Origin of the sequence: Haloarcula rubripromontorii, from assembly GCF_001280425.1 — an archaeon.
GTDB lineage: Archaea > Halobacteriota > Halobacteria > Halobacteriales > Haloarculaceae > Haloarcula > Haloarcula rubripromontorii.
Window position 1 is genome coordinate 25,318 of the sequence record NZ_LIUF01000002.1, and the last position, 19,277, is coordinate 44,594.

The 19,277-nt window shown below is 59.7% G+C and carries 20 protein-coding genes; 11 read left to right on the top strand and 9 right to left on the bottom strand.

Annotated features, from left to right (window positions below):
- The first annotated feature begins 9 nt into the window (after positions 1-9).
- Both AMS69_RS05355 and AMS69_RS05360 read left to right on the top strand, forming a co-directional pair.
- A complete protein-coding gene (locus AMS69_RS05355) occupies positions 10-972 on the top strand; it encodes a carbohydrate ABC transporter permease (RefSeq protein WP_053967066.1) in 963 nt (320 codons plus the stop codon).
- Complete coding sequence (locus AMS69_RS05360; RefSeq protein WP_053967067.1) at positions 972-2,051, top strand: sugar ABC transporter permease; 1,080 nt, start codon at positions 972-974, stop codon at positions 2,049-2,051. Before AMS69_RS05355 ends, AMS69_RS05360 begins: the two co-directional genes overlap by 1 nt.
- On the opposite strand, the gene AMS69_RS05365 is transcribed toward AMS69_RS05360, so the two are convergent.
- A complete protein-coding gene (locus AMS69_RS05365) occupies positions 2,048-2,662 on the bottom strand; it encodes a DUF4864 domain-containing protein (RefSeq protein ID WP_053967068.1) in 615 nt (204 codons plus the stop codon). The genes AMS69_RS05360 and AMS69_RS05365 overlap by 4 nt on opposite strands.
- A 123-nt stretch (positions 2,663-2,785) precedes the next feature.
- Between AMS69_RS05365 and AMS69_RS05370 the strand changes: the two genes are divergently transcribed.
- Positions 2,786-3,706, top strand: a complete 921-nt coding sequence (locus AMS69_RS05370; RefSeq protein ID WP_053967069.1) for a sodium:calcium antiporter — start codon at positions 2,786-2,788, stop codon at positions 3,704-3,706.
- A 1-nt stretch (position 3,707) separates the two neighbouring features.
- On the opposite strand, the gene AMS69_RS05375 is transcribed toward AMS69_RS05370, so the two are convergent.
- Positions 3,708-4,415, bottom strand: a complete 708-nt coding sequence (locus AMS69_RS05375; RefSeq protein WP_053967070.1) for a sugar phosphate nucleotidyltransferase — start codon at positions 4,413-4,415, stop codon at positions 3,708-3,710.
- A gap of 75 nt (positions 4,416-4,490) precedes the next feature.
- Between AMS69_RS05375 and AMS69_RS20555 the strand changes: the two genes are divergently transcribed.
- From AMS69_RS20555 to AMS69_RS05385, 3 genes are all read left to right on the top strand, one after another.
- A complete protein-coding gene (locus tag AMS69_RS20555; protein ID WP_170082786.1) occupies positions 4,491-4,649 on the top strand; it encodes a hypothetical protein in 159 nt (52 codons plus the stop codon).
- 41 nt (positions 4,650-4,690) lie between these two features.
- The gene (locus AMS69_RS05380) at positions 4,691-4,876 is read left to right on the top strand and encodes a hypothetical protein (protein WP_053967071.1); all 186 of its coding nucleotides are present in this window, start codon (positions 4,691-4,693) and stop codon (positions 4,874-4,876) included.
- A 108-nt stretch (positions 4,877-4,984) separates the two neighbouring features.
- The gene (locus tag AMS69_RS05385) at positions 4,985-5,725 is read left to right on the top strand and encodes a DUF429 domain-containing protein (protein ID WP_053967072.1); all 741 of its coding nucleotides are present in this window, start codon (positions 4,985-4,987) and stop codon (positions 5,723-5,725) included.
- A 125-nt stretch (positions 5,726-5,850) separates the two neighbouring features.
- Here AMS69_RS05385 and AMS69_RS05390 read toward each other — a convergent pair whose 3' ends face one another.
- Both AMS69_RS05390 and AMS69_RS05395 read right to left on the bottom strand, forming a co-directional pair.
- Positions 5,851-6,045: a cold-shock protein gene (locus AMS69_RS05390; protein ID WP_053967073.1), complete on the bottom strand. Its 195-nt coding sequence runs from the start codon at positions 6,043-6,045 to the stop codon at positions 5,851-5,853.
- Between the two features lie 2 nt (positions 6,046-6,047).
- Positions 6,048-6,242 (bottom strand): cold-shock protein, encoded by a 195-nt coding sequence (locus AMS69_RS05395; RefSeq protein WP_004515390.1) that lies wholly within the window; start codon positions 6,240-6,242, stop codon positions 6,048-6,050.
- A 223-nt stretch (positions 6,243-6,465) separates the two neighbouring features.
- Between AMS69_RS05395 and AMS69_RS05400 the strand changes: the two genes are divergently transcribed.
- Together AMS69_RS05400 and AMS69_RS05405 are read left to right on the top strand one after the other, a co-directional pair.
- Positions 6,466-7,662 carry an ATP-binding protein gene (locus tag AMS69_RS05400; RefSeq protein WP_053967074.1) on the top strand — a complete coding sequence of 399 codons (1,197 nt, stop codon included), beginning with the start codon at positions 6,466-6,468 and terminating at the stop codon, positions 7,660-7,662.
- Between the two features lie 52 nt (positions 7,663-7,714).
- Positions 7,715-8,239 carry a hypothetical protein gene (locus AMS69_RS05405; RefSeq protein ID WP_053967075.1) on the top strand — a complete coding sequence of 175 codons (525 nt, stop codon included), beginning with the start codon at positions 7,715-7,717 and terminating at the stop codon, positions 8,237-8,239.
- Here AMS69_RS05405 and AMS69_RS05410 read toward each other — a convergent pair.
- Positions 8,231-11,296: an FAD-binding and (Fe-S)-binding domain-containing protein gene (locus AMS69_RS05410; RefSeq protein WP_053967076.1), complete on the bottom strand. Its 3,066-nt coding sequence runs from the start codon at positions 11,294-11,296 to the stop codon at positions 8,231-8,233. The two genes, AMS69_RS05405 and AMS69_RS05410, sit on opposite strands and share 9 nt — an antisense overlap.
- Positions 11,297-11,505: 209 nt before the next feature.
- Here AMS69_RS05410 and AMS69_RS05415 point away from each other — a divergent pair, with 209 nt between their 5' ends.
- On the top strand, positions 11,506-12,003 hold the full coding sequence (locus AMS69_RS05415) for an Hsp20/alpha crystallin family protein (protein WP_053967077.1): 498 nt from the start codon (positions 11,506-11,508) through the stop codon (positions 12,001-12,003).
- Between the two features lie 129 nt (positions 12,004-12,132).
- Here AMS69_RS05415 and AMS69_RS05420 read toward each other — a convergent pair whose 3' ends face one another.
- Positions 12,133-12,378: a hypothetical protein gene (locus tag AMS69_RS05420; RefSeq protein ID WP_053967834.1), complete on the bottom strand. Its 246-nt coding sequence runs from the start codon at positions 12,376-12,378 to the stop codon at positions 12,133-12,135.
- A 105-nt stretch (positions 12,379-12,483) separates the two neighbouring features.
- Positions 12,484-13,053, bottom strand: a complete 570-nt coding sequence (locus AMS69_RS05425) for a hypothetical protein (protein ID WP_080508803.1) — start codon at positions 13,051-13,053, stop codon at positions 12,484-12,486.
- A gap of 234 nt (positions 13,054-13,287) precedes the next feature.
- Here AMS69_RS05425 and AMS69_RS05430 point away from each other — a divergent pair, with 234 nt between their 5' ends.
- Positions 13,288-14,298, top strand: a complete 1,011-nt coding sequence (locus AMS69_RS05430; RefSeq protein WP_053967079.1) for a tyrosine-type recombinase/integrase — start codon at positions 13,288-13,290, stop codon at positions 14,296-14,298.
- A gap of 238 nt (positions 14,299-14,536) precedes the next feature.
- On the opposite strand, the gene AMS69_RS05435 is transcribed toward AMS69_RS05430, so the two are convergent.
- Positions 14,537-16,309, bottom strand: a complete 1,773-nt coding sequence (locus tag AMS69_RS05435) for a hypothetical protein (RefSeq protein WP_053967080.1) — start codon at positions 16,307-16,309, stop codon at positions 14,537-14,539.
- A gap of 345 nt (positions 16,310-16,654) precedes the next feature.
- Between AMS69_RS05435 and AMS69_RS05440 the strand changes: the two genes are divergently transcribed.
- Positions 16,655-17,185 carry a hypothetical protein gene (locus AMS69_RS05440; protein WP_053967081.1) on the top strand — a complete coding sequence of 177 codons (531 nt, stop codon included), beginning with the start codon at positions 16,655-16,657 and terminating at the stop codon, positions 17,183-17,185.
- A gap of 10 nt (positions 17,186-17,195) precedes the next feature.
- Here the strand turns inward: AMS69_RS05440 and AMS69_RS05445 are convergent, their stop codons facing one another.
- Entirely contained in the window at positions 17,196-19,082 is a 1,887-nt protein-coding gene (locus AMS69_RS05445) for a DUF262 domain-containing protein (protein ID WP_053967082.1), read from the bottom strand.
- Positions 19,083-19,277 lie beyond the last annotated feature (195 nt).

Consider the following 19,277-nt stretch of genomic DNA (forward strand, 5'->3'; position numbering starts at 1 on the left):
GAACCGCCCATGAGTACCGTTTCACGAGCGGCGGACCGGATCGAATCGGTCCCGTTTCTGACGCGGGACGACGCGTCCTTACTGCTAGTGCTCCCGGGGCTGTTCGTCTTCTCGGCGTTCATGCTGTTCCCGGTCCTCTACCTGCTGGGCATCTCCTTTACGAACGCAGAGCCGGCAAATCTGTTCGCCGGCGAGGGCGTCGTCGCCGTGCTCACGTTCGGCGACGCGCTGTTCGTCGGGTTAGAGAACTACGCCGACGTGCTGACCGACGGCCAGTTCTGGAACTCTTTCGGCGTCACTTGGCTGTTTGTCGCCACGAGCGTCACGCTCAAAATCGGGGCGAGCCTGGCTATCGCGCTCGTCGTGACCAGCGACCTCGTCCGTGGTAAGCGCGTCCTGCGCTCGCTCATCATCTTCCCGATGGGGCTGCCGCCGATTTTCACCATCACCGTGTGGCGCGGCATCTTCAGCTCCGCCGAGTTCGGGCTGATGAACCAGCTGTTGACCGCGTTCGGGGCGAGTTCGGTCGCGTGGCTCTCGGGCCGCTGGACCGCCTTCGTCGCGTACAACGTCACGGAGGCGTGGCTGGCGTACCCGTTCATGGTCATCATCACCGTCAGCGCGCTGCAGGACGTGCCCGAGGAACTCCACGAGGCAGCCGTCGTCGACGGCGCGGGCTTTCTCGCACGCTTTGCGCATATCACCCTGCCGTCGATCAAACGACCGGTCCTGTTCGCGTCGATTCTCACCTCGGCCGCGTCGTTCCAGCAGTTCCTCATCCCGTTCGTGTTCAATCAGGGCGGCCCGGCACGGGCGAACGAACTCATCGTCGTCTACGGGTACCGTGAGGCGCTGTCGTTTCAGCAGTACGGCCGTGGCGCGGCCATCAGCATCATCGCGCTCGTGTTCATCGGCGCGTTCATGTGGCTCAACGTGAAGAAAGGGAAACTCGCTGATGGGGTGAACGACTGATGTTGCTCGGTGCAATCGCCCGAAAGCTCAGCGACGACATCAAGACGTTCGCCACGATGCCCGCCCGTACAGTTCGAAAGTGGTCCTACACTGTGCAGGCCGTCCGTCGGGGTGAACTGCCCGCGTCGGCGGTCCTGAAGGTCATCCTCTCGACCATCGGCGCGACGCTGGTCGTGCTGGCGCTCCTCTTCCCGATCTACTGGATTCTGATGGCGGCCCTCTCTGGCTCCGGCAGCTCGCTGTACACGTCCGAGAGCTTCTCGCTGATTCCGTCTAACCCAACGGTCAAACCGTTCATCTGGGTTATCGGTGACCTCATCGTGCCGTCGTACTCGATCTCTGCGGCCATTCCGTTCACCGACCTCGCCTTCGTGTTCCAGACGCCGGGGATCGAACTTCTGGACGCGTCCGACTACGGCGTCGACCGCCCGTCGGATTTCAAGCACTTCCTCTGGAACAGCCTCACGGTAGCGATTCCGACCGTGCTTATCGCGATGTCGCTCATCATTCCAGCGGCCTATGCGCTCTCGCGCCGTGAGTTCCTCTTCCGGCGGAAGATCCTGTTCCTCTATGTCCTGATGACACAGGTCGGTGGCGGTCTCGGTGTCGCCCTGCTCATCGGGATGTACGCGCTGTACGTCCAGTTCGGCATCAACGACAGCAAACTCGCCCTTGCGGTGTACTACGCGGCGACCGCTGTGCCGTTCAACACCTGGCTACTGAAGACGTACATGGACGGCATCCCGGTCTCCTACGAGGAGGCCGCCGTCGTCGACGGCGCGCCGCCGTGGCGCGTGGTGACAGAGGTCATCATCCCGATGTCGACCGCCGGGCTGGCGACCGTGTTCATCTTCGTCTTCCTCACCGGGTGGACGGAGTTCGTCGTCGCCCAGACCCTGCTGGGGACGGAGAACTACACGCTGCCGGTCGGTCTGTACGCGATGGTCGACGAGTACTCTATCCCGTGGGCGCGCTTCTCGGCGTTCGCGCTCACCTTCGCCTCGCCGATTATGCTGGCGTACCTGTTCGCCCAGCGTTACATCGAGGGCGGCCTCTCCTTCAGCGGGATGGAAGGCTAGGCCGGCGCGACGCCCGCTGTCATCCAGCAGCCCTCATAGGGTGCTTCGGTCTGCTTTTCGACTGTCCACCGGTAGCTCGTCGTCGTGCCGTTCCCGTTGACGACTGTCACCGGCTGTGACGCGGTGTCGCCGTCGCGGTCGAGTGGCCCGTACCGAACGCCCGTCGCGTTCAGGAGCGGCTCAAACCCGCGCTGGATTGTCCGGACGAAGTTCGCGTACGGTCCCGTCAGGTCCCGGTTCGACGGGGACGCGAACTGCCAGGTCGTGTTGATGCCCTCGTTCGTCGCCGGGTCGTTGTTCTGCAGCGCCAGCACCTGAATGTGGACGACGAGTCCCGGCGGCCGCTCGCAGTTCGGCCGCAGTTCGAGAACCCGCGGCTGTGTCACGGCCGACCTGTTGGCGTCGACGGAGACGTTCCCCCAGTACTCTCGATCGCCACCCTGTGGGGTCGCTGCCTTAGCGCTCCCGACCGGCCTCTCGTCAGTCGGCACGGCGGCGGGCGTTACCGTCGGGTCGGCCGGTGACGGCCCGCCACCGAACAGCGCCCCACACCCGGCCAGGAGCGCGACGGCGCAGACCGCTCCCAGCCGAACGGCGCAGGTCCGTCTCATACGGACTCATGTGACTGCACGGTCTTCGCTGTTCGGTTATCGCGCCCCGCTCGACCGTTCTGGACCGCCCGCCTGTCCCCGCGGGTCAACGCTTTTCAGCCGCGAGACTGTCTCTGGAGCTACATGACGCTCCTCGACGCCGCGGGCTTTCTGACCGGGCTGGCGCTCCTCCTCGTCGGCGCGGACAGGACGGTACGGTCGGCGGCCGAACTCGCCCTCTACTACGGCATCTCCACCTTCTTCGTCGGCGTCACCGTCGTCTCGGTCGGCACGTCGATTCCGGAGATGACCACCTCGGTGTACGCCGCGACCTATGGGGCCGGCGACCTGTTGGTGGGGAACATCGTCGGCTCTGAGACGGCACAGATAACGCTGGCCATCGGTATCGTGGCGCTCATCTCGCCCATCGCCGCCGAGCGACGGAACGTCCTGATCTACGGCGGCGCGATGGTGCTCGCTATGATAATCATGATACTCACGCTGGAGGACGGCATCACCCGCTCCGAGGGGCTGTTGATGATGCTCGCCTATCTCATGTTTATCCACGACCTCTACTCCAACGAGGGCGGCGAGGAGATAACCGAGGAGGTCATCGAGGACGAGGAACCGCCAGCGCGGACGCTACCACAGATTGCGCTGGGCATCGGGCTCGTGATAGTCGGTGGTCACCTGCTTGTGACAAACGGGGTCGCCATCGCGACGGTCGCGGGCATCCCGGAGTACGTCATCGGGGTTCTGACCGGACTTGGAACGACGGCTCCGGAGATCGCCGTCGCCGGTATCGCCGCCCACGAGGGTCGCGAGGGTATCTCCGTCGGGTCGCTGCTCGGGAGCAACATTACCGACCCGGTGTTTTCCCTCGGTGTCGGCGCGCTGGTCGCGGATGTCACACTGGCCGACCCGGGAGCCGTCGTCGCGTCCGTGACCTACATGCTGGTCGTCTCGCTCGCCGTCCTCGGGCTGCTGTACTGGCGGCGAGGCATCGACCGCCGAAGTGCGCTCGTCTGTCTGGGCCTGTATCTCCCGTCCCTCGCGCTGTTCTGACTCAGTCCAGCCGCCGCTCGACCGCGTCCACGTCGGCCGGTTCGTTGACGTTGTGACACCACCCCTCCAGTTCGACCGCCTCGACGCGGTGGCCGGCGCTCAGCAACAGGTCGATTGCGTCGGGAAGTTCGTACTCACCCCGCTCGGAGGGGCGCGTCAGCGCGCAGGCGTGGCCGATGGCCGGTTCGAAGGCGAAAAAGCCCCGCGTGACCAGCGTCGACGGCGGGTCGGCCGGCTTCTCGACGAGGCCGGTCACCCGTCCCGCCCCGTCCGTCGTGACGACGCCGGTCGACCTGGCCTCGGCACGCGACACGTCCTCGACCAGTAGCGTGGCGCTGGCGTCGCTGCTGTGGTGGCGGTCGAGCGCGTCGCCGACGTTCGCCCGGCAGACGTTGTCGCCGTTCAGCATGACGAAGGTCCCGTCGACGGTGGAACTGGCCTGTTCGAGCGCGTGAGCCAGTCCCAACTGCTCGTCCTGCCGGACGTACGCTATCGGCGTGTCCCGGTACTGGTCGCCGTAGTGGGCCACGATGTCGTCGCCGCGGTAGCCGACGACGACGACCAGTCGGTCGACGCCGACCCCCAGCAGCGTCTCGAAGCAGTGGGTCAACAGCGGCTGTCCGGCCACCTCGACCAGCCCCTTCGGCGTGTCCGCGGTGAGCGGGCGCATCCGCGTCCCCTCGCCGGCCGCGAGTACGACACCGTCCATGGCCGACCCCACGCCCGGGCTGACTAAATGCCTGTGGACGAGCGGGTTTTGACGCTGGCCCGCCAAGCCAGACGTATGGCCGAGGAGTGTGACACCTGCGGTCGGTCGGTCACCGTCGACGAGGCCATCCGCCGCGAGACCATCGGCGACCTCGACACCGACCGCTGGCAGACGCTGTGCTGTCCGGACTGTGGTGCGCGACTCCGGACGATATTCGTCGGACCGGACTCCTGACGGGGAAAGAGACAGGTGAAAGCAGCGTGTGGCTCTGACACATGGAAGACGAAGCGTGGCGCTCGGTCGACATCATTCGGGACAACGACGGCATACCGCACGTCCTCCAGCAGAAGGTACAGGTGTTCACGAGCGGCGTCTCCGAGGAGTCGGCCGGCTACACGAAACCGGCGATGGAACACCGGCTGGTACCGCTCAAAGACCTCACGAAATTCGGGCGGTCGTGACCCGCTGTCAGGGCCGTCAGCGCGTCGACCGATAGCCCGGCAACTGGACCGGTTGGGCAAGAAACACCTCGGGATACACTTTTGCGCCCGTCGGAACGAGTATCCACAATGGCGGAACCGCTGTACGTCGGCGTTGACCGGAGCGATGAGTCCTGGGTTGCTGTCGCGTTCACCGGCGACGGCTTCGACCACGCGTCGGTGTTCGACAGTATCGGCGCGTGCTGGTCAGCCTACGAGGAGCGCGCCCGCCGGATTCTGGTCGGCGTCCCGATCGGACTTGTCGAATCCGGTGAGCCGGACCGCCGGTGTGACGAACTCGCCCGGTCAGTTCTCGGTGCGCGCAGCCCGACCATCCACACGCCGCCGGTACGAGAGGCGACGCGAAAACAGCGCTACTCGACGGCCAACCGCGTCCACAAGCGCAAGACCGGGCACGACCTCTCCGAGCGGGCGTTCGAACGCAGCGACAGCCTCGCCCGGGTCGATGAACTCCTGCAGGAACTGCCTGAGGCCGCCACCGCTATCCGCGAGTCCCACCCGGAGGTCTGTTTCCGGGCGTTCGCCGGTGAGCCGCTCAGCTACCCGAAGCGCACCGCCGGGGGATACGCCGAGCGGATGCGGAGTCTCGCACAGTACGACCGCGACGCTGCCCCGACGGTCCAGAAAGCTGCCGAAGCGACTGGTGGCACAGCAGTGACTATCGATGACGTACTGGACGCTGTTGTCCTCGCCTACACGGCCGTCCCGGGTGACGGGGACCTGTACACGCTCCCGCCCGAACCGCCGCGAGACGCGGCGGGGCTGCCGATGGAGATCGTCTATCGGGCGGCGTCGCCACTGCTCACGTAGTGGCGTGTCTCGGCGAGTGCCGCTGCTCGCCGTGAGTTATGTGCGTGTCAGCGACACTGCCGTGTGTGCGTACACCGCGACCGCTGACAAGTGATTATAGTGCTAGACTGCAGACAGAACCGGTCTTACAGTCGCGTGAGGTTGGTCGCACGCGGACCCTTGTCCGCCTGCTCGATGTCGAACTCGACTTCCTGCCCCTCTTCGAGGTCAGGGCCGCCGACGTCTTCCATGTGGAAGAAGACGTCTTCGTCCGCATCGTCGGTCTCGATGAAGCCGTAGCCACCAGTGTCGTTGAAGAAGTCGACAGTGCCTGTCGCCATCGTTAGAGCCTCGTGACGTTGTTGGCGCGCGGACCCTTGTCCGCCTGCTCGATGTCGAATTCGAGCTCCTGTCCTTCCTCGAGGTCCGGGCCGCCGATGTCTTCCATGTGGAAGAAGACGTCCTCGTCCGCGTCCTCAGTATCGATGAAACCGTAACCGCCAGTGTCGTTGAAGAAATCAACCGTTCCTTTCGCCATTGCAACCATAGAGATGCCAGCACCACGGATAACAGTGTCGGTACGATGCTCTGGTAGAAAACAGAGAAAATCGGCCGCCGTCTGCCGATTAGGGGGTGTGTAATACTGGCACACCACACGCGTCAGCTACTCTTCCGGCTGGCTGTCGACGCTTCGGTCTCGCTCCCGGTCTTATCACTCTGTTAACCGAATGGAATTAGCCACTTGAGTACAAGCCGTAACTATGTACCGTGGTGTCCGGGCCCGCCTTGCGCCGTGGCTGCTCGCTGGCTTCGGCCTCGCTTTCACGGGTGTGGCCGTCGTCTGGCACCTCGGTATCGAGACACAGCGCATCGGACAGATCGGCGGCCCCGTGCTTGCACTGGGCCTTGACGGACTACTGCCGCTGGTGCTGGTGTATGGCAGCTATCGCCTCGTTTCGTCGTCGACACCAGGTGAGCAGATCTGGACCGTTTTCGTCTGGAGCGTCGTCGGCAGTCTCGCAGTCGGAACGGTCATCGGTTTGAGCGTTTTTATTCGCATGGTGGAGGGCCGAACAATCGCCGAGCCAGTGTTCGTCACCCTGTTGGCGATGGAGACTGGCGCTGTCACGGGCCTCGTCGCAGGCACACTCGCAGTTCGAGCCCGGCAGGACGCCCGCCGTGCCACCCGTACCAGCAACACGCTGTCGTTCGTCAACGACTTGCTTCGACACGATATCGCGAACGGACTGGTCGTTATCGACGGCCGGGGGACGATCATCCGGCGCAACGCCGACTCGGAGACGGTTCAAACGGCAGCGGACGCGATCCGTGAACAGGTAACCGAACTCGACAGCCTGGTCGACAACGCCGGGGCTGTCGTCGAGACCCTCGGTACTGACCCGACCTTCGAACCGACTGATATTGTCGGAATCGCCGAGGCGGTGATACAGCGAATCGAGCAAACACATCCCATCGCTATCGAGTTTCAAGCATCGGGCAGCGCGATGGCCCGCACCAACGAGGCCGCTCGCCCGGTGCTCCGGAATCTCATAGAGAACGCTATCGAACACGGGACGCCGGCAGCCGAACTCTCCGCCGAGGGGACCGCGACAGACGGGGCACCGCTGCAGGGCGAGTCACAGCGAGCGGAGCCCGCCCAGCCGACTGGAGCCGGGCACGATCACCCATCGGTGTTCGTCGCGATCCGCGAAACTGACGATGTCGTCGAGATTCACGTGGTCGACGACGGTCCGGGGATTCCCGACGACCGGCGTGACACCATCTTCGACCCGCGGGCGGGCGACACGCACGGCGGCGGGCTCCATCTCGTCGAAACGCTCGTCACGAGCTTCGGCGGCGACATCTACCTCGCTGACTCCGCCAGCAAATCCGACACGGCCTTGCCCGACGGCGACCGCAACGGCGCGCACTTCGTTGTCGAACTCCCACGGGCGTGACACAGTACCGCACGACCGACGTTTCTTGATTGTGGGGGGCACAGTGGGGGGTATGTTCCCTCGCTTGCGCGCACAGGGTCCGACTGTACTCATCCCGCTCGCGTGGCTGCTCGTGGGCCTTGCGCATCTCGACGTGGTCACTGACCGGACAGTTCTGGTGTTTCACGTCGTCGCCGCCGTCCTCATCGCTGCTTTCGCCGTGCTTTCGTGGGACGAGATGGTAACTGGCGTCCTCCGTATCTGGCGCGACATTCTCCTCGTCGGGCTCGTGCTCACCGTCGGCGGTATCGTCGGCTTGCTCTACTCGCCCCTTCGGGTCCCGTTCCTGACGACGACACTACTGGGGTGGATGGCTGTTCCGGGCGTCGGCCTCTACTACACCGGGAAGCGCGTTCCGGCAGGCCAGCGGGCGTACACGGCCGGCGCAGTGCTGAGCGTTCTCGGTGCGGCGGTCTACGCCGGCGCGTTGTTCCCGCCGGCGGAAACCGCGCTGCTCGCCGGCATCGGGCTTGCGCTGGTCGGCCAGACGGTCGGTATCATTCAGGCGGTGCGCCAGCCCGACGGACCGTCAGGCTAGCGCTGCGTCGAGTTTCTCGACTGGATGCGGCGGTTCGCCGTCACTTTCCGCCCAGTCGTCCAGTTGCGTGCGACAGGACGCGCCGGGCGCGACCACGGTGTCGCCGCGGCTCCCTCCGATCTGGTCGAACAGGATCGCACCGATAGCTTTGCTCATCGAGAAGTGCTCTGTCTCATAGCCGAAGGAGCCGGCCATGCCACAACAGCCAGAATCCAGCGGGTCCACATCGTAGCCGGCCCGCCGGAGGACGCCCACGGCGTGGTGGTCCTTCTTCGTCGCCTTCTGGTGGCAGTGGCCGTGGTAGGTCAGCGTCTCGCGGCCGGCGTCCCAGTCAGCGCGCTCGTCCAGCCGGAAGGTATCGAGGTACTCACAGACGCCATACGCGTTTTCGGCCAGCGTCTCCACGTCCTCGCCGGAGAGCAGGTCCAGATAGTCCGACTGGAACATCACGGCGTCGCTTGGTTCGACCAGCACCACGTCCCAGCCCTCCTCTACAGCGGGAACGAGTGCGTCGATGTTCTCGCGGGCTGTCTCTCGTGACTGGTCGAGAAAGCCCTTCGAGTGGGCGGGGCGGCCGCTGTCAGTCTTGTCCGCAAGTTGGACGTGGACGCCCGCGGCTTCAAGCACGCGGACGGCCGCCTTCCCGACTTCGGGGTGGCTGTAGTTCGTGTATGTGTCGGGGAACAGCAGCGCCCGTCGTTCGGCCTCGTCGGCTGGGACCTCCGGGCCGCGTTCGTCGAACCAGTCCTGTAGCGTCCTGCGCTGGAAGCTCGGAAGCGTCCGTTCGGGGGCGATACCGACCGCCTTTTCGAGGACAGTGCGGGCTCCGGGAACTTTGGTCGCGAGGTTCGACAGCGGCGCGAACGCGCTGCCGAGGCCGGCCAGCGCGTCGACGTTGGCAAAGATTTTGTCTCGGAAACTGGAGCCGTGTTCCTGATGGTAGGCGTGGGTCACCTCCGCTTTGAGCTTCGCCATGTCGACCTCGCTCGGGCAGTCCTTCGCACAGCCCTTGCAGCCGATACAGAGGTCAAGTACCTCGTGCATGAACTCCTCGTCGGTGGGGTCGTCCGGGAGGTTGCCGCTCATCGCCTGCCGGAGCATGTTCGCCCGGCCGCGGGTCGTTGTCATCTCTTCCTCGGACGCGCGGTAGGTCGGACACATCACGCCGCCGGTCGTCTCTTGCGGGCCGCGACAGCCGCCACAGCCGTGACAGAGTTCGACCATCCCCTGCATCCCGTTGTCGTTGTCCCACTCCAGCGCGGGATCGAAGCCGGTATCGAACTCGTACTCGGGGGAAAAGCGGAGGTTCTCGGTCATGTCGACGGTGCGCGCCCGCTCGGGCTTCGCGCCGGACTCGACGGCGCTGGCGTCGACGCCGACGACCTGGCCGGGGTTGAGCAGCCAGTCGGGGTCGAACGCGGACTTGAGTTCCTGGAACGTCTCCCAGAGGTCCTCGCCGTACAGTTTCCGGTTCCACTGCGTGCGGGCGCGACCGTCGCCGTGTTCCCCCGAGACGCTCCCGCCGTACTTCACGACGAGGTCGGTCACCGCGTCGGCGATGGACTCCATCGTCTCGACGCCCTCGACGGACTTGGTGTTGATGAGCGGGCGGATGTGGAGCACGCCGGGGCCGGCGTGGGCGTAGAAGGAGGCGAAGGTGTCGTGTTCTTCGAGAATTTCCTCGAAGTCGGCGACGTACTCCGGGAGGTTCTCGGGCGGGATAGCGGTGTCCTCGATGAATGACCCGTGTTTCTCGTCGGTCGTCCGCGAGAGCAGGATGGGGAGGCCGGACTTGCGCATCTTCCAGAACTTCTCCCGTTTCGCCTCGTCGTGGGCCTCCATGGCGTCAAAGGCCCGCACCGGCGCGTCGACGACGGTCCGGCCCTCGGTCGGGTCGGCGACCGGGTCGACGCTCTCGGTCCGGTCTGCCAGCAGGTCGGCGACTTTCCGCCGCCCGCTCTCCTCGTCGTCGGCGTAGAACTCCACGATGAGGACCGCCCGGGTCCCGTCGGGCAGCATGCCGACCACGTCCTCGAACTCGGCGGTGTCCCGGGCCAGGTCGATGAGTACGTCGTCGAGTACCTCGACGGCCGCCGGGTCGTGTTCGAGGATGTCAGCGACGTCTTCCATCGCCTCGATGAGCCCCTCGTAGGCCAGCAAGGCCATCGACTTGGTCTCGGGAATCGGCTCCAGCGACACCTCGGCCTCGGTGACGATGGCCAGCGTCCCCTCGCTGCCGGCCAACAGTGACGCGACGTTCACCGCCCCGTCCTGTGCGTCTTCGAGCACCCAGTCGAGGTTGTACCCCGAGACGTTGCGCTTCAGGTCGGGGTACTGACTCTCGATTGCCTCACCCTTCTCGGCAAGTATCCGTTCGATTTCGGCGTAAATCTGGGCTTCGAGGTCACCGTCGGGGTCCGCCCGGTCGCGCAGTTCCTCGCGGGTGACCTCGCCGAACGTGGTGACGGTGCCGTCCGCGAGGACCACCTCGCACTCCTCGACGTAGGCGTCGGTCTTGCCGTACTGCAGGGAATGGGCACCGGTAGAGTTGTTGCCGATAGCGCCGCCCAGCACGCTCTTGTCGCCCCACGCGGGGTCGGGCGCGAACTTCAGCCCGTGGTCGGCCAGTTCGCCGTTCAGGTCGCCGAGTTTGATGCCCGGCTGGGCCCGCGCTCGCCGCTCGTCGGGCCGGGCTTCGACGAGGTCGTTCATGTACCGCGAGAAGTCCAGCACGACGGCCTCGTTGACGGTCTGGCCGGCGAGGCTCGTCCCGCCACCCCGTGGCAGAACCGGAATCTCCCGTTGGGCACAGTAGGACATGACTGCGGCCACGTCCTCGGTCGACCGCGGATAGACGACCCCGATGGGAAGCACCTCGTAGAGGCTGGCGTCGGTCGCGTACAACTGCCGTGAGTACTCGTCGAACCGGACCTCTCCGTCGATACGTGTCTGCAGGTCGTCTACAAGACCGGACCGGGCGACGGTGTCGTTCTGATAGTCGTAGTTCGATACCTCGTCGGCCGAAGGGTCTATCCGGGTGCCGGAATCGGTTGCCATGGTTTGTTTCGTATCCAGTCGCCCGGCCACCGACGGACCGGGTACTCGGCGGTTTGCTCTGGCTGTTCTAGCTGTACGCCTGTCAAAACAGTTCCGCTACGCCACCCTCTCACCCACTCCCGACCCGGTCAGAGACGGCGTTTCTGTTTCTCTGTGATAGCACGTATTACGCAACTGTTAATATAAACACGAGCATATATAATGTGATTATGACACACAAGAATGACCCCTTCGAGACAATGCTCCGACTCTTTGCACAGACGCAACGAGAGATGCTGGACGACAGTTTAGGCCGGTGGACGGGGACCGATTCAGGACGCCGAACGGACGACAGTCCCGAATACCGAACCGACCGACCGGTTAGCATGCACTCGGACGACCACCGCCGACACGGCATCGACACGAACCTCCACGTCGACGAGACCGACGACGGGTACGTCGTGATGGTCGACCTCCCGGGCTTCGAGCGAGACGACCTCGCCGTACGCTTCGAGGACGGCGTCCTCAACATCCACGGCGAAACGACAGTTGCCGCGGAGACCAGCGACGGCACCCGCCGACACAGCCGACGAGTCGCCAAGCGGGTCACCGTTCCACAACCGGTCGTAGAAGACGAGATCACCGCCACCTACCACAACGGCGTTCTCGAAATAGCGCTGCCACGCGCGGCTGACGCCGACGATTCGAACCGAATCGAAATCGAATAGGTCCTCTCAAAGACTCTTTGTCGATATTAACCGAGCGGTCAGTGATAGTATCTTTAGTAACCTGTTATCCTGAGCCAGCTACTGCGAATCTGTCATGTGGTGGGCACGCAGTCCGACTCCGTCGCGTGACTACAGATCGACCGTCACACGAAGTTCGCTGTCGGTTACCGTTCCGATGGCGTCAGCAGCGATCTCGATGTCGTCCTCGTCGGCGTCACCGAACCCGAGCCCCTGCACCCACGCCTCGGTGAGGTCCGGGTCTGGTTCGACATACGCGACCTGCTCTTTCGGCTCAACCTCGGTTACGATGCCGATCTGTTCTCCCTGTGCGTCCATGAGAAACTTCCCCTCGTCTTCTGTCGATAGTACTGCCATTTCGTCTGACACCACAGGCCGCATCAAGTAATAAACGTCGGTCACGCCGGCGCAGTCTCCGTCTCCTTTTTGAGCCTGCTGTCAGCCGACATCCGCCCGTGTCCGCTAATACCGTGAGAAGTTCTCGTCGGGATAGACCCCTTCGTCAGTGATATCTACCACGTCTAGCGTCGCCAGTCGACTGAGGCGGTCTGCCGCGTCCCCTTTGTCAACGCCCAGTTCCACCGCCCGTGCCAGCACGCGGTCACGGCTGGGCACGGACTCGATGAAGCCGTCACTGTCTGTCTCTGTCTCCTCTGCGATGATCGCCTTCAGGATGGCCCCGTGTTCCCGCTTCGACGGTGTGGTGCTGTCACCGGTCCAGTCCACGCTCAGTGTCCCATCTTCGTTGACGTGGGAGACGACGAATCCGTCCGGCAGCGCTTCTGTCACCGCCGCCACCAGCGCCGCCCGGTCGAGGCGCGCCTCGAACCGGAAGCGCCTGCCATCTCTGGACTGCCCAAGGCCCCCGACATTCGTACCCGCTTTTGCTATCGCCTCCGAAACCGCGTCAGCAAGCCGCTCCTGTACTGACGCCGCGACGGCGTCCCGCTCCGCGCTGAGGGCCGTGAGTTCGTCGGTCAGGGTCGCATGGCGCTCCATCTGCTCGTGTGCTGACTTTTCTGTCATACCCATGCTACTCGTCGCCACGAACGTACCTGTTCCGGCGGCTGAGTCAAGCCAATAGGGCAACGCGGTGGTCGCTACGTAGTCACCGCATTCAGATCCGCTTGAAAGCGTTTTCACTGCCCACTTTGTCCGTAGAGAAATGCCGCCTCCCGGATTTGGCCCCTCGGGGCTGCTATTGCCCCTGAGTCAAGCTTTCCGGCCTGAGCTAAGCGACGTTTGGTGTTCTGCGGAGAGCAAACAATGGAACTCGAACCTATCGCTCCCGCAGACGCAAAGGAAATGTTCCTCTCACATCGGCGTGACGAGGTTTCAGAAGCAACGTTGCAGGGCTATCACTACCGCCTCAAACCATTCGTGAAGTGGTGTGAGCAAGAGGGCTTTGGGAATCTTAATGACCTGACGGCCCGCTCACTTCACGAATACCGCTTGTGGCGGAAGGAAGACGGAGACCTGAAGACGATTACCCTGAAGGGGCAGCTTTCGACTCTCCGTGTGTTCCTCAAGTTTCTCGAATCAATCGACGGAGCAGAACAGGGACTACACGACAAGCTGCTCGTTCCCTCGGTCGAAGACGAGGAGGCTGTTAGCAACAGTATGCTTGAGGCTGAGCGGAGTGAACACATTCTCCGCTACCTCAGCAAGTACGAATACGCCTCGAAGCGCCACACGCTCTTTGCGGTGTTGTGGCACACCGGCTGTCGGATGGGTGCTGCCCACTCTATGGATGTTTCCGACTTCGACCGGGAGAGTCAAGCACTGAAAGTCCGGCATCGGCCCGACACCGGGACTCACCTGAAGAACAAGCAGGCTGGAGAGCGTATCTGTGCCCTCTCCGAAGAGGTGTGTGAGGTGCTGGAAGACTACATCAACGTGACCCGTGACGATGTGACCGACGACCACGGACGGGAACCTCTCTTCACGACGCAGTACGGACGGATGCACAGGTCGAAGATTCGTGAGATGGTGTATGCTGTTTCCCGTCCCTGTGCCTACGGGAAGGAGTGTCCACACGGTCGAGAACCTGACTCGTGTGAGGCGGGGAACTACACGCAGGCAAGCAAGTGTCCGTCAAGCGTGTCTCCGCACGATATTCGACGTGGAGCTATCACCCATCTCCTCAGGAACGAGGTTCCCAAGCAGGTTGTATCCGACCGAGTGAACTCTTCGCCTGAAACGCTTGAGAAACATTACTCACAGTTGACCGAGGAGGAGAAGATGGAGCAACGAAGGGATTACTTTGAGGATGTGTAACCACTTGAGGAGATAAACACACCCTCCGCCTCAGGTTTCTAAACCACCTGTCGTTAGATTTTGCAACCCCACGGAACTGAGCAATAGCTATACGGAATAATCAGGGTACGGCGTAGCTGTACAATAACCTCCTTTGGTTCGTATTAGTCCTTGGTCACAAACAGGGGGAGCCTGTGTTCATTCCCGAAGAGTGTATGCACGGCTCAAGATTGCTTAATGACCTGCCTCCGTTAGAGTTTCAGAACTCGGGGAAGTCGAGCGAATCCGGCCACTCAAATTCGTCTTTTCGTTCAACGACTTTCTTCCCTCGACCGTCTTTTTTCTCACAGTCTGCAATACCGAGTACGTCCAGTAGCTCCATACGGTCCAGCACAGTGGGCTTAGACGAAGAGACCTGTTCTGTTAGCTCAGGTCCCGAGAGGGAACCGTCGTTATCGGGATTTAGTACGGCTCGAACGACTGGACGACGCTCTTTTGGCATCGTACTTAGAGCGATACGAGCGCACACGTCCATATCTTGTAGAGCGACCTGTGTTTCACCTCGTAGGAGCGCGTGTGCCTGTGCTATCTCCCAGAGCGCCGTTGAAACCCTGTATCCGCTGTCCTTTACGATTTCACCTGTTTCGGCAATTGGAGCACGACTGTGTTGAACGATGCGAGTGAGTACCTCCAAGATTTCCCGAATCTCCTCAGTTGCAGAGCTATTCCATTCAACACTTCTGTAACCACCATACTGGTCCCAGATATGCGTCAGGAATTGATGCACTACCTCCTGACACCGCTTCACTCGTTTGGTGTATGCGTCTTCCTCCGTCACCTCTTCTACAACCTGTCCAATGTTATTCGTGCCCGCCTTCTCGTGGAACACGAAACGGTTGCCAGTGTGTCCCATTGCGTTCCACGCCCGAGGTTGGAGCGGTGTGTTTGCCCCGAGAATCGCAAAGCGATAGTCCCCATCTTTGTATCCACGTTCTCCGTGTGTCCCACTATCCGTCGTGTATCCGTCACCGTCCATTAGCCTTGCAAGCGTGGACATACGCTCCTCTATCGTATCTCTCCCACCAGAGAACCAGCTTGACATATCTCCTACCAAGAGAGTTTTGTGCTGTATTCGGGGAAGCAAGTCAACCTCTTCACGTAGCTGCTCCTCACTCAGGGAAGCATCGTGGCTTACAAACGAAGCGGGTGTTGCATCGTCACTCCGGTACACCAGCTCTTCCAGCCCTTCGAAGAAGCGTAGGACGGTAGTTTTTCCCGCCCCTGCTTCCCCGACAATCACCAGTCCGGTACTGTGCTGTGGGTCGCTAAGCAGTAACGTCGCCTGAACGGATAAGGCGGCTTCAGTCACATCCCACGTCTGTTTACCGAACTCTTCGAGAACTGTTTCCCTCACCTCGGAGAGAAGGTTCTCATCATCTAAGCCAGTGGTGTCACTACTATCACCGTCAGTGTGTTCGTCTGCTATGTACTCCTGATAAACCTCGTTCAAGACAGCTTCTCGCTCTTCGACGCTGGCAGGAGACCGCTCAAGCAGGTTACCGGTGATTGGCGACAGACGCTTGCTGTCAAACATCTCAACGCCGTTACCTCGGCTCAACTCTTCAGGAACAGTCCCCTTTGCGAAGAGATAGATATTCTCTTTCTCGGGACCGTACTCTGCATATGTGTCGGCTTTCTCGATAATCTCCTCGGCCCACGATTCGGGTTCTCCGTCTGTAACCGCATCTTCCAACCAAATCCTAACAAGGGGGTCATCCTCGGTCACTGCGAAGCCGAGACCTTCGGCATCGGTAGCTGGTGCATCCGAGAGCGTCTTTGCCGTCTCGAATCCCACCAGCGTACTCGGGTCTGAGGGATTGGCCCGCTCTTCTGTTGTCGGATTGATTGGGACGCTTTCTCCATCCTCTTTGGTGAGCCAACAGAACCATTGGTCACGCGATTTCAGTGCTTCGGGGATTTGCTTTCCAGTCTGTTCACTCTCTTTCTCTGCGGTTTCTGTGTTCGTACTCATTGTTGTCTCCTATGAGGCGAGACCCGCAGCTACTCGTCGGTAGTAGCCCTCCTCGAAGCTTTACCGGGTGCTGTCGAAGTGGCTAATATTCATCAGCTACTCGCAAACTCACTGTTCCGAGGTGCTGATAGCCACGTCTCTTCGGGGGGTTCGCCGTACTATATCATAGTGCCCTACCCACTTAATTCTTATCAATATTCTGACAGGGTAAAACTTGCATATAAACGTTTTTCCCGGACATAATTCACGGCTTCCTAAGTGATAGAATTGCTATCTGCTGAGTACAAATATACTATTTTAAATACTACCTTTGAAGATTCTACGAATATTTGTGACGAATAGGCTATGACCGGTGATACAGAAGCGGGACACCGTATACTTGAGATATTATATGAAGACCACTTTGGCGATGACGACACAAACCTATCCTCAGATGATATAGCTGGGACAATTGACGACGTTGATGAATCACAGGTAAATCAGATTCTTGGAAACTTGCATCAAGCAGAGTTAGTAGACAAAACCGGCACACCCAAACTCACTTCTGAAGGCATCAAAGTCGTTCTTGACCAGAAAGAGCGGGAGGAACGTCAAAATGAACGAGAAGAGCGAAAGGCAGAGAGAGCGGAAAGACAGGAAGACCGAAAGCGCGAGATTCGGATTAACAAGAGTGTAGCATATCTCACGATTGCACTTGTTCTCGCGGGCGGGTTTCAGGGTGTTGCACGAAATCTTGTGTACTTCTCTGAGTGGGAACGATTGATTTATTCTCTAATTGGTGCAGCGGTTATATTTGGTCTCACGCTCCTTTTTCTACTGTATGTCAACTGGTGGGACGTAGAAGAGGAATCACAATCTCAATCACAGACACAGTAACAGAGGTATCTTAATCCATAGCTGCTTCAGAGGAAGCTGTGACGCCTTCGTCAGTCCCGAACTGTTCCTCAATCTCATCAGACATTTCAAGCAAACGCTTGGTAATCAGGTTTTCACGTTCATTTAGGAATTCCTCAAAATTCGCCACCTCATACAGTTCCTCATCATCAGGGATGTAGTGCCTCTCAGTCTGCGAATCGTGACGTGACTCTAACCACTCTACATAATCAAGGTCGGACTTTTCGGAATTCTCGTCAGGTGTGAGGAATTGGAGGTTTAGTAAATTATCACGCAGATTCTCATAACGGCTGGCCCGAGCTAAATCCATCCCGTGTTCGTCAACAAGGTTCTCCTGTGAAAGTTGGCTTCGAGGGAAGATGTGGTCAACCTCGAAGGTCTCGTGTTGACTCGCTGGTTCGGGGAAGTACAGTAGCGAAAGGAAAACCTCCACTCGCTTATTCCCGTACTGAAGGTCTTGGACCATATCTCGCACTTCTTCTTCAAGGAAAGTGAGAGACTTACCATTAGAAAGAAGCGTGCTGTGCAATTCTTCTAATGGGAATGTTCCGTCAGGTGCTGACCGAATATCGTTCCTTATGGCATTGATAAGCGTATATGGTGCAGAATGGTACACGCCTTTCAACAGTGTCGAACAGAGCCAATAGAATAGCTTTGTCCGGGTTTGTCTGCCGTCCTTCGCATCCCATCCGAGTTTGACGTTATCATTATTGTAGAAGAAGTAAACAATAGGTATGAGTGATACTGTTGAAGACACAGCGTGTCCGTCCAATCCGTAGCTCTCCACTAAGTCCAGTGTGTCGAAAAGTGCATCCTCAAAGTCCGGGTCTTGGAACACTTCTTTCATTTGCTGTAGATTTTTATCAGAGAAATTCTGTATATCGTATTTGCTGGAAAGTTCTGAGGCAGCAAGCAGATTCCGCAGAATGAATCCAATATCGAAATCAAAGCCAGCCTGTGCATCATAGCCGTTCAGCTTGTCAACAAGGGTAGTTATCTTCTTTCGAGCGTCAATTGAGTTAGCGCCCTCCGACCATTTCGCGGTAGCCATTGATAGAAGCATTTCCTCCTTGCCAAGCTGTGTTCCGCCTTCATTTGCCCGAATGAAAATGTCGAGAACGTTATCACTGTGTTTGCTGTCAAGCTCGTAATAGTTGATAGTGTCGCGCTCGTGGATAGCCCGCCACAATTCATTGAGATTCTGTTCTATGTATTTACGATTAATCGCACTGTGGCTAACACCAGCAGCTTCCAATTCGTCTTGAATTTCATCAACAAGCGCATAACGCTCGTCCTGAGTCTCTACATTCAGAATATCGCCCACTGGATACCAGTACTCTGAAGCAGAATGTGACGGGTCTGGTTGTTTGAAGTCCAAGATATATTTCAGCTTTCGGTCATCTTCTGTGACTCTGGACGGGTCAGACAAGAGGTTGATGTAGAGCTTTTTTCGAGTCCACGATTCTGGCTTCTTTCGTAGCTGTCGGTAACCTCTATCCGTCAGACTTCCTTTAAGTCCGATATAGAACGTTGTTAGACGCTGCTGACCATCAAGAACAAGCGTCAATTTGTCCGGTAAATCTGTCGCGAACTCGTCTCTGACTTTCGGATTTCGGAATCTTACGTCGTCAAACTCGTCTGGATACACACCTTCAGTTATGTAGTGTTGTACGAATTCATATTTAATCTGATTTTCTGCAAATTTCCCCCGAGCGTTCCAAAAGAGGAATGAGCCTATTGGGTATCCCCTGATGACTGAATCGAATAACTGAATCATCTGTTCTTTGTCCCAAACGAATTCCCGCTGAATCCCCGGCAAGAAGATTTGATTATTAATGTCGGGTATAACATTGGCTATTTTCTTAGATTGGTATGTCATAGCACACGTGTTATAGCGACAAATTGTAAAAGCTTATCATCGGGTTGTGGACTGACTACCGACTGTTTAGGATTATAACTCAGAGAAGTGAGTTTACGAACGTCAATTGCTGCTTGCATATTCATATCCTTTGTCAGAAATGTGCAATATTGCACAGACGGAGGAGAAAAGACCCACTATATGACACGAATCTCC

Bases quoted from the DNA above. Each gene is read 5' to 3' on its own strand.
- AMS69_RS05355 (WP_053967066.1), top strand. From the start codon at position 10: ATGAGTACCGTTTCACGAGCGGCGGACCGGATCGAATCGGTCCCGTTT.
- AMS69_RS05360 (WP_053967067.1), top strand. From the start codon at position 972: ATGTTGCTCGGTGCAATCGCCCGAAAGCTCAGCGACGACATCAAGACG.
- AMS69_RS05365 (WP_053967068.1), bottom strand. From the start codon at position 2,662: ATGAGACGGACCTGCGCCGTTCGGCTGGGAGCGGTCTGCGCCGTCGCG.
- AMS69_RS05370 (WP_053967069.1), top strand. From the start codon at position 2,786: ATGACGCTCCTCGACGCCGCGGGCTTTCTGACCGGGCTGGCGCTCCTC.
- AMS69_RS05375 (WP_053967070.1), bottom strand. From the start codon at position 4,415: ATGGACGGTGTCGTACTCGCGGCCGGCGAGGGGACGCGGATGCGCCCG.
- AMS69_RS20555 (WP_170082786.1), top strand. From the start codon at position 4,491: ATGGCCGAGGAGTGTGACACCTGCGGTCGGTCGGTCACCGTCGACGAG.
- AMS69_RS05380 (WP_053967071.1), top strand. From the start codon at position 4,691: ATGGAAGACGAAGCGTGGCGCTCGGTCGACATCATTCGGGACAACGAC.
- AMS69_RS05385 (WP_053967072.1), top strand. From the start codon at position 4,985: ATGGCGGAACCGCTGTACGTCGGCGTTGACCGGAGCGATGAGTCCTGG.
- AMS69_RS05390 (WP_053967073.1), bottom strand. From the start codon at position 6,045: ATGGCGACAGGCACTGTCGACTTCTTCAACGACACTGGTGGCTACGGC.
- AMS69_RS05395 (WP_004515390.1), bottom strand. From the start codon at position 6,242: ATGGCGAAAGGAACGGTTGATTTCTTCAACGACACTGGCGGTTACGGT.
- AMS69_RS05400 (WP_053967074.1), top strand. From the start codon at position 6,466: ATGTACCGTGGTGTCCGGGCCCGCCTTGCGCCGTGGCTGCTCGCTGGC.
- AMS69_RS05405 (WP_053967075.1), top strand. From the start codon at position 7,715: ATGTTCCCTCGCTTGCGCGCACAGGGTCCGACTGTACTCATCCCGCTC.
- AMS69_RS05410 (WP_053967076.1), bottom strand. From the start codon at position 11,296: ATGGCAACCGATTCCGGCACCCGGATAGACCCTTCGGCCGACGAGGTA.
- AMS69_RS05415 (WP_053967077.1), top strand. From the start codon at position 11,506: ATGACACACAAGAATGACCCCTTCGAGACAATGCTCCGACTCTTTGCA.
- AMS69_RS05420 (WP_053967834.1), bottom strand. From the start codon at position 12,378: ATGGCAGTACTATCGACAGAAGACGAGGGGAAGTTTCTCATGGACGCA.
- AMS69_RS05425 (WP_080508803.1), bottom strand. From the start codon at position 13,053: ATGGGTATGACAGAAAAGTCAGCACACGAGCAGATGGAGCGCCATGCG.
- AMS69_RS05430 (WP_053967079.1), top strand. From the start codon at position 13,288: ATGGAACTCGAACCTATCGCTCCCGCAGACGCAAAGGAAATGTTCCTC.
- AMS69_RS05435 (WP_053967080.1), bottom strand. From the start codon at position 16,309: ATGAGTACGAACACAGAAACCGCAGAGAAAGAGAGTGAACAGACTGGA.
- AMS69_RS05440 (WP_053967081.1), top strand. From the start codon at position 16,655: ATGACCGGTGATACAGAAGCGGGACACCGTATACTTGAGATATTATAT.
- AMS69_RS05445 (WP_053967082.1), bottom strand. From the start codon at position 19,082: ATGACATACCAATCTAAGAAAATAGCCAATGTTATACCCGACATTAAT.